This is a genomic window from Dyella silvatica (assembly GCF_026283955.1).
Taxonomy (GTDB): domain Bacteria; phylum Pseudomonadota; class Gammaproteobacteria; order Xanthomonadales; family Rhodanobacteraceae; genus Dyella_C; species Dyella_C silvatica.
On sequence record NZ_JAPDPE010000145.1, the window covers coordinates 1 to 12,194 of the forward strand.

Sequence of the window (12,194 nt, forward strand, 5' to 3'; positions counted from 1 at the left end):
GCATGCCGGCCTACCCACCCGCTGTTCACCGGCGATCGTCATGCTTGCCAACGCCAGTCTTTGACGGCGACTCAGGCTGACTCAGGCTTGACGATCAGAAGAACGATGCCGACTAAGAAGAACAGCCAAAATATCGCGCCAAGAACCAGCCAGACCCAATTCGCCGCCGTAAAACGCGCATTGGATTCGCCGTCGGGTTGGGCACAGGCCAGATTGGCGCCATGCTGCACTTTCATTAACAGCCATGCCAAGGCAGCCAGAATGACAAGCGGCAACAGATCCAGCCATGGGCTGACATTGTCTGGAATCTTGTTGCTCGCGTTGCTGACAAGCGAGAGCACGACATAAGCGGTAGCGATCGCACTCGGCGACCAATCGTAGGGGGTCTTATTGTCACGCAGGCAGTCATCGATGTTGCGGGTCAGCTTATGGATGAAGAAGATCGCGAAGATCGCCCGCGCTATCGGCCACATTTTCTCGTTGTGGAAGCGGCGATACTGCTCCCATTGTTTGTAGTGCCAATACAGCGCGTAGATGCCGAACGTTGCAACAAATAGCCATAGAAATTTCTTAATGCTGACAACATAGAACTCAGTGCCGATAGCGTTCGGGTGTGCCGATGCCATTTCCAGCTCCGACGTCGGCGCTATATAGGGATTTTCGCTCATAAGGCTCTCTGGGGTTATGCCGAATTTATCTAAGCGCTGCTTATCCATGGGTCAGTCGCATGGACCAACCTGGGCGAAGCAGGGTTTCTTTGCCTAACGGTGGTGCGGATGGACGACATCAGGAGCAGCCAGCTCTAGACGTCTGCGTAACAGCAAGACAACCGTGGTTCAATGCGTTGAGTTCGTGACCAGGTAAAGGCGGCCACGCGACGACCTGTTTCTTCCCCCGAAGAATCAAGCGGTGTCTTGGACGCTGATATACCAGATGACGCCTGCGCCGAATAGGTCAACGCGTTGCCAAATCGCCAGCAGGGTAGTTCTAAGTGGATGTCGAGGTGCTTGGGCGACCGCATGACGCGGCGCGCTCGAGCAGCAGCGTTTGTTCGCGCGCGTTGCGGGTGAGCGAGGCGGCGCGTTCGAATTCGCTGCGTGCTTCGTCAAAACGACCGAGCTTGGCGAGCAGGTTGCCGCGAACGCTGGGCAGCAGGTGATAGTTGGCCAGCGAAGGTTCGTTGAGCAGGGTATCGGCTAGGGCAAGGCCGGCAGCAGGGCCTGATGCCATGCCCAAGGCGACCGCGCGATTCAACTCCACAATGGGTGAGGAGGTGAGTTCGGCGAGTGCGGCATACAGTGCCGCAATACGTTGCCAGTCGGTATCCGCGGCTACCGCTGCGCGTGCGTGACAGGCGGCGATCGCGGCTTGTAAGGCATACAAGCCGATGCCGCCGCCGAGCTTTTCGGCGCGCTGAAGGGCATCGAGGCCGCGGTGAATCAATAATTGATCCCAGCGATTGCGATCCTGGTCGAACAACAAAATGGGCTCGCCGCTAGCACTGGTTCGCGCATTGGCTCGCGAGGCCTGGATTTCCATCAAGGCGACCAGGCCGTGGACTTCGGCTTCGCGCGGCGCCAGCCCGGCGAGCACGCGCCCCAGCCGCAGGGCGTCTTCGCACAATCCCGGGCGCATCCAGTCATCGCCGGCGGTGGCCGAATAACCTTCGTTGAAGATCAGGTAGATCACTTCGAGCACGGAAGACAGCCGCGCCGCGAGTTCATCGCCGCGAGGCACTTCGAACGGAACCTGCTTATCGCTAAGCGTACGTTTGGCGCGAACGATGCGTTGGGCAATCGTCGATTCGGGAACTAGGTAGGCGCGGGCGATCTCGGTGGTGGTCAGGCCGCCGAGCAGGCGCAGCGTGAGCGCTACGCGCGCCTCGGTGGACAGCACCGGGTGGCAGGCAACAAACATCAGGCGCAGCAAGTCGTCGCCGACATGATCGTCGATGGATGCTTCCAGGTCCGGTGCAGCCATGGTCAGCTGATCTTCGATTTCGCGCGTCAGTTGGTCTTCTTTGCGCTGGTGCAGTTTTTTGCGGCGCAAGAGATCGATGGCCCGGCGTTTCGCGGTGGTCATCAGCCAGGCACCCGGATGATCCGGCACGCCCGATACCGGCCATTGCTCAAGTGCCGTCACCAGGGCGTCTTGCGCCAGCTCTTCGGCCAGGCCGACGTCGCGCACCATGCGTGCAAGTCCGGCAATGAGTCGAGGCGACTCAATTCTCCAGACGGCGTCGATGCTGCGGTGGGTGTCGGTTACGCTCACAGCGCGAGATAACACCACCTCCGCCCGCGCGATGCAAGACAACCCCGGTTGCTGCGCATCGAGCCGGGTTGATGGCATCGATGCTGGCTGCCGCAGCGTCTATTTTTCGGCAATGGCCTTGAGATTGGCCAGGCCGTTTTCGAATTCTTTGCCGATCAGCGTATCCATGTTCATGAAAATGCCCATCAGCTTGGATAAGTAGGGGCAGGGGCCTTGTGTAGACCAGGTGACTCGGGTTTCGCTGCCGACCGGCTCCAGGGTGAACTCCGCTGTGTTGTGGCCTTCGAAGGGGCGGACGAAATCCAGTTTGATGAGAATTTTTGACGACGGCGACGACTCGATGATTTCCATGCGTCCCTTGCCGACTTGGTTGTTGCCTTCCCATTCGTATACCGCGCCTGGGCCGGTCGCGACGTTGCTGATGGTCTTGCTCATGCCCGGATCGAGCTTGTCATACGGGGACCACCTGCTCCATCCACGAAAATCGTTGATCAGCGCGAAAATTTTCTCCGGCGTGGCCTTGATGGTGTTGCTGCGCTGCACGCGAAACGTATCTGGTCGGGTAGTGGCGTAAACCAGCAGGGCAGCGATAAGCGCCACGATGATGGCAAGAATCTTGAACATGGAAGGGTTCCGGTAGTTTGCGCGGTGATTCAGGGGAGGCGTGGCACGGCGAGGTTTGTCGGCTTGCCGTGCCACGGCCGAAAGGCGTCTTCAGCGTGATCAGCCAGCCGGCTGGCAGTTGATCATCCATGACACGCCGTAGCGGTCGACCAACATGCCGAATTTCTTGGACCAAAAGGTTTCTGCCAGCGGCATCGTCACTTTGCCGCCCTCGGTCAGCACATTGAAAATGCGCTCGGCTTGCGCAGGGTCGCCTATGCCGATCGAAATGGAGCAGCCCTTGATGCCTTCACACGCTACGTGTGGAGGACAGTCGGAACCCATCAGCACCTGATCGCCGACTTCCAGCCGTGTATGCATGATCTGGTGCTGCACTTCGGCGGGGATCTGCCCCTTCACCTCTTCGGGTGCTTCGCCATAGGTCATCATCATGGTGATTTTGCCGCCAAGGCATTTTTCATAGAGCTTGAAAGCGGCTTCGCAATCGCCGTTAAAGCTTAGATAGGCGCTGAGTTGCATGGTGTACTCCTGGAAGGTGTGAGTGAGTTGATCGGTGCGTGGTTACTGCAAGGCATTCATTTGTGCACGCAGGCGCGCTTCTTGCTCTTTGAGTTCTGGGGTAAGTTCGTCGCCGAATTCCTCGGCCTCGTAGACCCGGCGGATCTCGATTTCGGCCTCGCCTTCGAGTGGACTGGGGCAGCGCTTAACCCATTCGATGGCTTCGTCGATCGACTTCACCTGGATCAGCCAGAACCCGGCAACCAGCTCTTTGGACTCGGCGAAGGGGCCGTCGACGACGCTGCGTTTATGGCCCGAGAAATGCACGCGGGCACCTTTGGACGAGGGGTGTAAACCTTCGCCCGCAAGCAAGACGCCGGCTTTCACCAGTTCTTCGTTGTACTTGCCCATCTCAGTAAGCAACTGTTGGCTCGGCAGCACGCCTGCCTCGGAGTCTTGGTTGGCTTTGAGTATCAACATGAATCGCATGGCGTTTCTCCTCGGGTTATCCAGCGGCAGGGCTGAGCGGGCCTCTTACTCAGAACGACGAATGGGTCGCTGCCGGATCGACATCGGTGATCGACTTATTTTTACTTTTTTAAGTATCTGCCCGGCTTTGATTTTTCGGCTGCGCAATAATCAGCAGGCCTGTCGCCTTTGTCGCCGTACTGAAGAAAGCGGCGGCGGATCGATTCCGTATAGTTGATCTTTTCCGTTAAAGGATGGTTGCACTGCAGCATGAGCCCTTCACGATCTACTTCCGATTCGCCCCAGCTGGATTTGCTGGGCGGTAGTCAGGCCATGCCTGCCGAAATCCATCGGCTGTTCTTTGCCCTGGTCCCCGATCTGAGTGTGCGCAAGCGTATCGCCGGTACGGCGAAAGGCTTGCCGCAGCGCGCCACGACAGGTGCTCAATGGCGGGATCCGTCGCTCTATCACGGCACCCTGCATTTTCTTGGCGATCATCCCATGCTGCGGCAGGACCTGGTCAGCGCGGCGATAGCGGCCGCCGACAAAGTTGCCATCTCGCCTTTCGAATGGGTGCTTGACCAGGTGGTCGGTTTTCGTGGCCGCCAGCCACCCTGCGTGCTGTGCGGCAGGGTCATCCCTGAGCCGATGCAAAGGCTATGGCAAGATTTGCGCCATGCGCTGATTCTGGCTGGGCTGGGCCGACATCTGGAAAAAAACTTCACCCCGCATGTCACGCTGGCCTATATCCATGGTGAGGTGCGCGAGCCCATGGCCATCGAGCCCGTGGTATGGCCGATTGCCGGGTTTGAGCTGATCCACAGCGTCACCGGCCGGGGGCGTTACGAGACCCTGGCGGCATGGCATGGGTGAATGGGCCTGAAAGTCATGCGCAAGCGGTTTCGATTTCGGCGCACAATCGCCTCCCCAACCCTGCTACGGAGTTCGTCATGCGTCCTACCGTTTTTGCTGCATTGATTGCCCTCGGCATGGCGCCGCTGGCACCGGCGCAGACACCGTCTGTTCCCGGTGTGATGACCCAGCCGCTGGTACCGCCCTACGTGGCCGCCGCGGTCAATGACCCTGAGCGCCAGGCTGACAAGGCCATTGACGCCCGCCGAAAAATTGCCGAAGTGGCGGCTTTTACCCAGGCCAAGCCAGGGCAGAAGGTGCTGGAGCTGATTCCGGGCAGTGGGTATTTCACGCGCGTGTTCAGTGCCATTGTCGGTAACAAAGGGCGGGTCTATGTGCTGTGGCCGAATGAGTACGCCAAAGAGTCGGAATCCGATGTGCTGGCTTCGCGCAAGCTGGTCGCCCAGCCGCACTACGCCAACGTCATGGTGCTGGCCCAGCCGGCGGCTCAATTAAGCGTGCCTGAGCCGGTGGATGTCGTGTTCACCTCGCAGAATTACCACGACTATCCCGATCCGTTTATGGGCAAGGTCGATCCATCGGTGTTGAACAAAGAAATCTTTGCGGCGCTGAAACCCGGTGGCGTGTACATCGTCATCGATCATGTGGCCGATGCGGGCTCCGGCTTGCGCGATACCGATACCTTGCACCGCATCGATCCGGCCATCGTGCGCAAAGAAGTAGAAGCCGCCGGCTTCGTCTTCGATGGCGAAAGCAACGTGCTGCGCAACTCAGCGGATACGCACACCATCAAGGTATTCGATAAAGCGATACGCGGTCATACCGATCAGTTCATCTATCGCTTCCGCAAGCCGGCCTGATCGTGCGGGGTTTTGATCGCTACCGTTCGGGTGACCCAAGGCATGCCTGAACCTGTTGAGCCCGAGGGCGCGGCGGCGCCCTCGGATGATCCGCCGCCGCTGCGGCCGGTCGAGCCGGATGCGGCCGATTGCTGTGGCGAAGGCTGTGTGCCCTGCATTTTCGATCTCTACGAAGAGGCGCTGGAACGCTACAAGCTGGCGTTGGCGGCATGGCAGGCGCGGCATCCTGCGCCGTAAGGGCTGCGGTGGCCACCGGGGCATCGAGTAAGCTGCGCGTTCTTTCATGAAAACGAGCACGGCATGACGACTTCTCTCTACGACGCCTCTATCCCTGTCTTCAAGCAAATGCTGGGTGGTCTGGCTGGCATCCTGGTCAAGGCCGAAGCGCATGCCGCAGCGAAGAAGATCGAGCCTGCGGCATTGCTGCAGGCCCGGTTGTTTCCCGACATGTTCCCGTTGACCCGGCAAATACAGATCGCTTGCGACTTTGCCCGTGGGGTATCGAGCCGCCTGGCTGGTGTCGAGGTTCCGGTCTATGAGGACAAAGAGCAGAGCTTCGATGAGCTACGAGCGCTGATTGCCAAGACCGTGGCCTATATTGACAACGTCAAGCCGGCGCAGCTCGAAGGCAGTGCACAGCGCGAGATCATCACCCGGCCGGGCACGCCCAAGGAACGTCGCTTCAGTGGACAGACTTATCTGCTGAGCTACGGCTTGCCGCAGTTTTTCTTTCATGTCACCACGGCGTATGCCTTGCTGCGGCATAACGGTATCGAGATCGGCAAGCGCGATTACATGGGCGCTTACTGAGCTACCGTTAGTCGGCCGACCACACCGCCAGTTCGTAGCCGTCCGGGTCTTGAAAGTGAAAGCGCCGACCGCCGGGAAACGAGAACACCGGTTTGACGATGGTGGCGCCAGCGGCTTCCACCCGCTGCTGTGTTTCCGCCAGGTCGTCGGCATACAGGATGACCAGCGCACCGCCTGGACGGGGTGCGCCAGCGGTGGTGAAGCCACCGCTTAGGCGGCCATCGTTGAATTCGCAATAACCCGGGCCGTAGTCGGTGAAGGTCCAGCCGAAGACCGCGCCGTAGAAAGCTTTGCTGCGGGCAATATCGCCGACGTTGAATTCGATATTGTCGATTTGTCGATCGCGGCCGCTAATGCCCATGGCTAACTCTTTGCTGATGGAGGATGCGTACGATATCGCAGCTGGGTGGGGCGATAGTCAGAATCGCTCGCCGACCGGTAAGTAACGCCATTCGCCCACGGCCATCCGGCTGAGCGGGATGCGGCCAATGCGGATGCGTTTCATGGTGACCATGGTGAGGCCGACCTCGGCGCACATCTGGCGCAACTGCCCTTGTTGAACGGATTTGATCGCGAAGCGCAGGCGGTTTTCGCTTTGCCAGCTGACCTTGCACGGCGGTAGCGGCTTGCCGTGATAGCTAAGTCCGTGGTTAAGCCGCTGCAAGCCCTCGTCAGCAAGTGTGCCGGTGACTTCCACCACGTATTCTTGCTCGATGCGTTCGGCATCTTCGCTTAATCGGCGTACCACCCGCCAATCTTGCGTCAGTACGAGAAGGCCACTGGCATCGTGGTCCAGTGGCATCGGCGCACTCAAGCGTGAGAAATGCCGTTTGAGCGAGTGAATGCCCGAGGCATCGTCGGCTGAGCGGGTTGCCGCGGTGATCATCGGCAAGGCGGACCTGGCCCAGGGCCCGTTGTCGTGATTGAGCGGCTTGTGTAGCAGGATGGTTGCTGGCTCGGCGGGTTCAAGGCGGGCATTCGGATCGATGTCGATCCGCTGATCGAGCACCTTGAGCTGCGGTTCTTCGGCGACTTCCCCGTCCACCCGCACCCAGCCCCCCTCGATATACATCTCGGCCTCGCGCCGGGAGCATTGGGTCAGTTCGGCGACACGTTTGGCGAGGCGAACGGGTTCGGTCATCGGGGTAGCCAGCAGGTAAAGATGCGCCATTGTAGGCCCCGGTTTGAACGCCGGTTGAAAAGCGCCGGTTCAACGTCACCCTTGGTAGGTCTGGCAATTGCGATAGCCGGCCCCAGATAGGTGCTCTGCTCTTGAGGAAGTCCGATGATTCCGTTTTCTGTACTCGATCTGGCCCCGGTGACTGAAGGCAGCAACGCCACCCAGGCCTTTGCCAATACCCTGGATCTGGCCCGGCATGCTGAGCGGCTGGGCTATCAGCGCTACTGGCTGGCTGAGCATCACAACATGCCTGGTATTGCCAGTGCGGCGACGGCGGTGCTGATCGGGCACGTCGCCGGCGGTACGCAAAAAATACGCGTGGGCGCAGGCGGCATCATGTTGCCCAACCATGCACCGCTACAGGTGGCCGAGCAGTTCGGTACGCTGGCGTCGTTGTATCCGGGTCGTATCGACCTGGGCCTGGGACGGGCCCCCGGCACCGATCAGCCGACCGCGCGTGCGTTGCGCCGTTATTTCGATAGCGCCGATGCCTTTCCGAACGACGTCAACGAGCTGCTGAATTATTTCGAGCCCGCCGTGCCGGGGCAGGCGGTGCGCGCGGTGCCGGGCGCCGGGGTCGACGTGCCGGTGTGGCTGTTGGGATCTAGCCTGTTCAGCGCACGGCTTTCGGCGACGATGGGTTTGCCGTTTGCGTTCGCCTCGCATTTCGCTCCGGATGCGATGGATGAGGCGCTAGCTTTGTATCGCCGCGATTTCCAGCCCTCGGCGCGCCTGGCCAAACCCTACGCCATGCTTGGCGTGAACGTAGTAGCGGCAGCCAGTGATGATGATGCGCGGCGTTTATTTACCACGCAGCAACAGAGTTTCATCAACTTGCGCCGTGGCCGGCCAGGGCTTATCCCGCCGCCTATCGACGATATCGAAACGTACTGGACGCCGACCGAGAAATTCGGTGTGGAGCGTGCACTGGCCTGCGCCGTAGTGGGCGATGCCAACACGGTAAAGCAGGGGCTGGTTGAATTTATCGCGCGCCACCAACCGGATGAGCTGATGGTGACGGCCAATGTGTTCGAGCATGCGGCGCGTTGTCGCTCGTTTGAGATTGCCGCGCAGGTAAGGAATAGCCTGGCGTCGGAGTGACGGAGACACGGCGGCTTTTCGCTATCGAGACGAAGGATCGGCCTTAACTGACGTGAGCGTCGCCTGCGCTGAAATGGCGCTCCAATTCCCGTTGGCAACGCATTAATTGCTGAGCGCTAAAGCGCTCGGAATGCTCAGTGCCGACTATGGTATGCGGATCGAGCAGCCGCTGTTCGGTCAGCAATTGCATCATCGCGGCACGGTCGGCGGCGTGCAGTATCTGGCTCATCGGTAGATTGGCAGCGTGGTCGGTGCATTCGGCCAATGCATCGAGCACGTTGCCGGGTAGTTCCCAGTAGCGTGCTGCCTGTAGGGTAAGTTCGTTGGCGATGCGCACGATGCCCGCGACAAAGGGTGGCGAATAGGTCTTGAAGGTGTCGCTGAATTCGATATCCAAGCTGCGGATGACCGCGCCGATGCCGGTATGGCAGACCAGGCCGGTCAAATAGGCTTCAAACGGATCGCATAAGCCTTTGCCGAGAAATACCGCGGCATGCGCGCAGCGTTCCGCGTGATCCCATAGACGTTGACCGGCGACCTGGCCAAACATGCCGCCGCTGGCCAGCAGAATCGGTTTCATCACATACAGCGATACCACATGACGCAAACCTTCCTGGCCCAGCAGCACGACGGCGTGCTGCAGACTGGTGATGGGTTTCAGGGTGCGGTAGTAAACGCTGCCGGTGATGCGCATGACCTCGCCGACCAGAATCGGGTCGCGGCTGATCAATTCGGCCAGCTTGGCGCCGCTGAGTTGATCGTTGCGCAAGGCGCGCAGCAATTGCGGCAGCACGCTTGGCATACGCGGCAGGCCGCTTACCTCATAGCGGTTGCCGCCGCAAAGCAGGTCAAGTCGCTGTAGTGCCAGCTGTTCTTGTGCGCCGAGCACGTTTTCAGGGCAGGCGCTCAGGCCGAAGACGAAACGATAAAAGGCATCTTCGAGCTGCGTCTGGGTGAGGGCTGCAGACGGTATGGGCGCAAGCGCTTGGGCTGCCGGGGTGGCCGTTTCAAGCGGCACCCATGCCGGCGGCTCGCGTAGCTGCTCTCGTGCAAATAGCCGCTGCCATAGGCCCATCATGTTGCGGTCCTTCCCCTTGCACGCCCCCGCGTGACTCTTTGTATCGGCAGGGGCGGGCGCAAATGTAGGGCGCGCTTGGGCGTTCTGTTGCGGGTTATTCGCTGCGAGGGTGGGAGGCGCGGTTAAGCCAGTCCGCCGCGGCCAGTCCGGCGCGCCGGCCGCTGGCAAAGCAGGCGGTCAGCAGATAACCGCCGGTGGGTGCTTCCCAATCCAGCATTTCGCCGGCACAGAACACACCGGGCAGGGCCTCCAGCATAAGGCCATCGTTGACTGCCTCCAGCCGCACGCCGCCCGCACTGCTGATGGCTTCCACCAGTGGGCGAGCGCGCAAAAGGCGCAGCGGCAAACGCTTGATGGTTTGCGCCAAGGCTTTGGGGTCATGCCATTGCGGTTTGCTCAGTAGTTCATGAAGCAAGGCTGCTTTGACGCCGACAAGGCCGGTATGGCGCCGCAGGTGCTCGCTCAGTGAGCGGCTGCCGCGCGGTTTTTCGAGTTCTCGCTGCAGCTTTTCCAGGGAGTGATCCGGGGCGAGATCCAGCTCAACGCTGGCCTGGCCGTGCTGAGCGATAGCGTCGCGCAGGTGGGCCGACAGTGCATAGATCAAACTGCCTTCGATGCCGGTGGCCGTGATCACGCACTCGCCTTGGCGCGCATGCTCGATACCGGCCGCATCGCGCCAGTGCGCAACCACCGGCTTCAATGGCGCACCTGCGTGGCGGCTGGCCAAGTGCTCGCTCCAGCCAATATCAAAGCCGCAATTGGACGGCTGCAACGGAGCCACCTCGACACCGCGTTCCGCCAGCCATGGCTGCCACGCACCATCGGAGCCTAACTGCGGCCAGCTACCGCCGCCGAGCGCTAGGAGCACGGCGCGGGCCTGCACATGGTGCTCGCCGTGGGCGGTGGCGAAGCGCAGGGTCTGGTCGTGGTTCCAGCCCAGCCAGCGGTGCTGCACATGAAAGTGCACCCCGCTTTCGCGCAGGCGATGCACCCAGCCACGCAGCAACGGCGCCGCCTTGAGATCGCTGGGAAAAACCCGGCCCGAGCTGCCGATAAAGGTTTCCACCCCCAGCCCTCGCGCCCAGGCACGCAAGGCGTCGGCGTCGAAATCATCCAGCCAGCGGCCTACTTCCTCGGAGCGCTCGGCATAACGCTGCACAAAATCTGCCTTGGCTTCGCCATGGGTCAGATTCATGCCGCCTTTGCCGGCGAGGAGAAACTTGCGCCCGACCGAGCCCTTGCCTTCATACAGGTCGACCTCGACACCCGCGGCGCGCGCGGCTTCGGCGGCGATCAGCCCGGCGGGACCGCCGCCGATGATGGCGAGTTGGGTGCTGGCGCGTGTGACTACAGACATGATGCAGGCTTAAGCCGGCACCGTTGCCGTCATCCGCTGCTGCGGATCGATCGCTACCGCGAGGGTGTCGGTCATCAACTGCACCTGTCCGTCTTGAATCAGGCATTGCAGACGCACGCCGCGTTCGAGCAAATGGGTGAGTTCTTCCACGGTGGAGGCGGGTATATCCAGCACCGTGAGATTTTTGCTGCGGCTAAGCGAGTTGGCGATCTTGTCCCACCAGATATCGGCGCCACGGCCGCTGTAGTTGATCACCACCACGCGTTGGGAGCGGCCGCAGGCTTTGCGGATGCGCGCTTCGTCCGGCTGGCCGAGGTCGATCCACAGCTCGATCTCATCGGTATAAGCCTTGCGCCAGAGGTCCGGCTCGTCGTCGTTGCTCAGCCCTTTGCCGAACTCCAGCCGTTCGTCGGCATACAAGGCAAAGGCAAGCAAGCGCACCATCAACCGTTCTTCGGTTTCGGAGGGGTGCCGGGCCAGAGTCAGTGCATGGGTGGCGTAGTAATGCCGATCCATGTCGCTGATCTGAAGTTCGACTTTGTAGATGGTGGCGTTGAGTGCCATGGGGGTGCCCGGTGATAACAGCCGCTCATTCTACCTGGCTCTTGTTCGCCTGCCTGTGATGGTGGGATTTGGGTGGTTGCTGTGGTCGGGTTCGTTGGTGGTGGGCTTTTCGTTTGGTTGTTGGTGTGTGGCGAGGTTGTTGCCTTTGGCGGGGTTTCGCCCTCCTGCCGGAGCCCGAGTCACTTTCTCTTGAGTGGCCAAGAGAAAGTAACCAAAGAGAAAGCCACCCCCATGCCGCGCTCTCCGGGCATCCTGCCCTGCGAGTGCGTGAGGCTGGGCCGGGCTTTTCGACAGGGCTCCTGCCCTGGCGAAAAGGCATCGACATCCGTGTCGATGCCCCTGCGGGCCTGTCGCCCCAGCCTCACCGCGGCAAAGGGGTCCCAAGAGCAGCGCGCGTCCTGCGCGCACTCGGGTGCGACTGCATGCAGTCGCCGAATGATGAAAGGTTCGGTGTCGTCACGACCCGCGGCACTACTCCCTCCCCTGCTAGCAGGGGAGGGTTGGGGAGGG

General features: G+C 60.7%; 15 protein-coding genes. 5 read left to right on the plus strand and 10 right to left on the minus strand.

The features are described 5' to 3' along the window. Window positions 1-71 precede the first annotated feature (71 nt). From OUZ52_RS20425 to OUZ52_RS20445, 5 genes are all read right to left on the minus strand, one after another. Window positions 72-716, minus strand: a complete 645-nt coding sequence (locus OUZ52_RS20425) for a hypothetical protein (RefSeq protein WP_266160401.1) — start codon at window positions 714-716, stop codon at window positions 72-74. 271 nt (window positions 717-987) lie between these two features. Beyond that, window positions 988-2,271 (minus strand): RNA polymerase sigma factor, encoded by a 1,284-nt coding sequence (locus OUZ52_RS20430; protein WP_266160402.1) that lies wholly within the window; start codon window positions 2,269-2,271, stop codon window positions 988-990. Between the two features lie 99 nt (window positions 2,272-2,370). Further along, window positions 2,371-2,895, minus strand: a complete 525-nt coding sequence (locus OUZ52_RS20435; protein WP_266160403.1) for an SRPBCC family protein — start codon at window positions 2,893-2,895, stop codon at window positions 2,371-2,373. A gap of 99 nt (window positions 2,896-2,994) precedes the next feature. Further along, window positions 2,995-3,414, minus strand: coding sequence for a VOC family protein (locus tag OUZ52_RS20440; RefSeq protein ID WP_266160404.1), 420 nt, complete (start codon window positions 3,412-3,414; stop codon window positions 2,995-2,997). Between the two features lie 42 nt (window positions 3,415-3,456). Then, window positions 3,457-3,882 (minus strand): YciI family protein, encoded by a 426-nt coding sequence (locus OUZ52_RS20445; protein WP_266160405.1) that lies wholly within the window; start codon window positions 3,880-3,882, stop codon window positions 3,457-3,459. A 249-nt stretch (window positions 3,883-4,131) separates the two neighbouring features. Between OUZ52_RS20445 and OUZ52_RS20450 the strand changes: the two genes are divergently transcribed. The 4 genes from OUZ52_RS20450 (at window position 4,132) to OUZ52_RS20465 (ending at window position 6,404) form a co-directional block, all read left to right on the plus strand. Further along, complete coding sequence (locus OUZ52_RS20450; RefSeq protein WP_266160406.1) at window positions 4,132-4,734, plus strand: 2'-5' RNA ligase family protein; 603 nt, start codon at window positions 4,132-4,134, stop codon at window positions 4,732-4,734. Window positions 4,735-4,811: 77 nt separating this feature from the next. Next, window positions 4,812-5,594: a class I SAM-dependent methyltransferase gene (locus tag OUZ52_RS20455; protein WP_266160407.1), complete on the plus strand. Its 783-nt coding sequence runs from the start codon at window positions 4,812-4,814 to the stop codon at window positions 5,592-5,594. Between the two features lie 42 nt (window positions 5,595-5,636). Further along, window positions 5,637-5,831, plus strand: coding sequence for an oxidoreductase-like domain-containing protein (locus tag OUZ52_RS20460; protein ID WP_266160408.1), 195 nt, complete (start codon window positions 5,637-5,639; stop codon window positions 5,829-5,831). A gap of 63 nt (window positions 5,832-5,894) precedes the next feature. Further along, window positions 5,895-6,404 (plus strand): DUF1993 domain-containing protein, encoded by a 510-nt coding sequence (locus tag OUZ52_RS20465; protein ID WP_266160409.1) that lies wholly within the window; start codon window positions 5,895-5,897, stop codon window positions 6,402-6,404. 7 nt (window positions 6,405-6,411) lie between these two features. Here the strand turns inward: OUZ52_RS20465 and OUZ52_RS20470 are convergent, their stop codons facing one another. Both OUZ52_RS20470 and OUZ52_RS20475 read right to left on the minus strand, forming a co-directional pair. Then, window positions 6,412-6,765, minus strand: coding sequence for a VOC family protein (locus tag OUZ52_RS20470; RefSeq protein ID WP_266160410.1), 354 nt, complete (start codon window positions 6,763-6,765; stop codon window positions 6,412-6,414). A 57-nt stretch (window positions 6,766-6,822) separates the two neighbouring features. Then, entirely contained in the window at window positions 6,823-7,545 is a 723-nt protein-coding gene (locus tag OUZ52_RS20475; RefSeq protein ID WP_266160411.1) for an rRNA pseudouridine synthase, read from the minus strand. A gap of 144 nt (window positions 7,546-7,689) precedes the next feature. Here OUZ52_RS20475 and OUZ52_RS20480 point away from each other — a divergent pair, with 144 nt between their 5' ends. Further along, a complete protein-coding gene (locus tag OUZ52_RS20480; protein ID WP_266160412.1) occupies window positions 7,690-8,685 on the plus strand; it encodes an LLM class flavin-dependent oxidoreductase in 996 nt (331 codons plus the stop codon). A gap of 43 nt (window positions 8,686-8,728) precedes the next feature. On the opposite strand, the gene OUZ52_RS20485 is transcribed toward OUZ52_RS20480, so the two are convergent. The 3 genes from OUZ52_RS20485 to OUZ52_RS20495 form a co-directional block, all read right to left on the minus strand. After that, window positions 8,729-9,763, minus strand: a complete 1,035-nt coding sequence (locus OUZ52_RS20485; protein ID WP_266160413.1) for an HDOD domain-containing protein — start codon at window positions 9,761-9,763, stop codon at window positions 8,729-8,731. A 94-nt stretch (window positions 9,764-9,857) separates the two neighbouring features. Further along, the gene (locus tag OUZ52_RS20490) at window positions 9,858-11,120 is read right to left on the minus strand and encodes a TIGR03862 family flavoprotein (protein WP_266160414.1); all 1,263 of its coding nucleotides are present in this window, start codon (window positions 11,118-11,120) and stop codon (window positions 9,858-9,860) included. Window positions 11,121-11,129: 9 nt separating this feature from the next. Further along, window positions 11,130-11,684, minus strand: coding sequence for a YaeQ family protein (locus tag OUZ52_RS20495; protein ID WP_266160415.1), 555 nt, complete (start codon window positions 11,682-11,684; stop codon window positions 11,130-11,132). Between the last annotated feature and the right edge of the window lie 510 nt (window positions 11,685-12,194).

Coding starts and splice junctions, on each gene's coding strand:
- OUZ52_RS20475 (WP_266160411.1), bottom strand. CDS start 7,545: ATGACCGAACCCGTTCGCCTCGCCAAACGTGTCGCCGAACTGACCCAA.
- OUZ52_RS20440 (WP_266160404.1), bottom strand. CDS start 3,414: ATGCAACTCAGCGCCTATCTAAGCTTTAACGGCGATTGCGAAGCCGCT.
- OUZ52_RS20480 (WP_266160412.1), top strand. CDS start 7,690: ATGATTCCGTTTTCTGTACTCGATCTGGCCCCGGTGACTGAAGGCAGC.
- OUZ52_RS20460 (WP_266160408.1), top strand. CDS start 5,637: ATGCCTGAACCTGTTGAGCCCGAGGGCGCGGCGGCGCCCTCGGATGAT.
- OUZ52_RS20470 (WP_266160410.1), bottom strand. CDS start 6,765: ATGGGCATTAGCGGCCGCGATCGACAAATCGACAATATCGAATTCAAC.
- OUZ52_RS20445 (WP_266160405.1), bottom strand. CDS start 3,882: ATGCGATTCATGTTGATACTCAAAGCCAACCAAGACTCCGAGGCAGGC.
- OUZ52_RS20490 (WP_266160414.1), bottom strand. CDS start 11,120: ATGTCTGTAGTCACACGCGCCAGCACCCAACTCGCCATCATCGGCGGC.
- OUZ52_RS20485 (WP_266160413.1), bottom strand. CDS start 9,763: ATGATGGGCCTATGGCAGCGGCTATTTGCACGAGAGCAGCTACGCGAG.
- OUZ52_RS20450 (WP_266160406.1), top strand. CDS start 4,132: ATGAGCCCTTCACGATCTACTTCCGATTCGCCCCAGCTGGATTTGCTG.
- OUZ52_RS20455 (WP_266160407.1), top strand. CDS start 4,812: ATGCGTCCTACCGTTTTTGCTGCATTGATTGCCCTCGGCATGGCGCCG.
- OUZ52_RS20495 (WP_266160415.1), bottom strand. CDS start 11,684: ATGGCACTCAACGCCACCATCTACAAAGTCGAACTTCAGATCAGCGAC.
- OUZ52_RS20425 (WP_266160401.1), bottom strand. CDS start 716: ATGGATAAGCAGCGCTTAGATAAATTCGGCATAACCCCAGAGAGCCTT.
- OUZ52_RS20465 (WP_266160409.1), top strand. CDS start 5,895: ATGACGACTTCTCTCTACGACGCCTCTATCCCTGTCTTCAAGCAAATG.
- OUZ52_RS20435 (WP_266160403.1), bottom strand. CDS start 2,895: ATGTTCAAGATTCTTGCCATCATCGTGGCGCTTATCGCTGCCCTGCTG.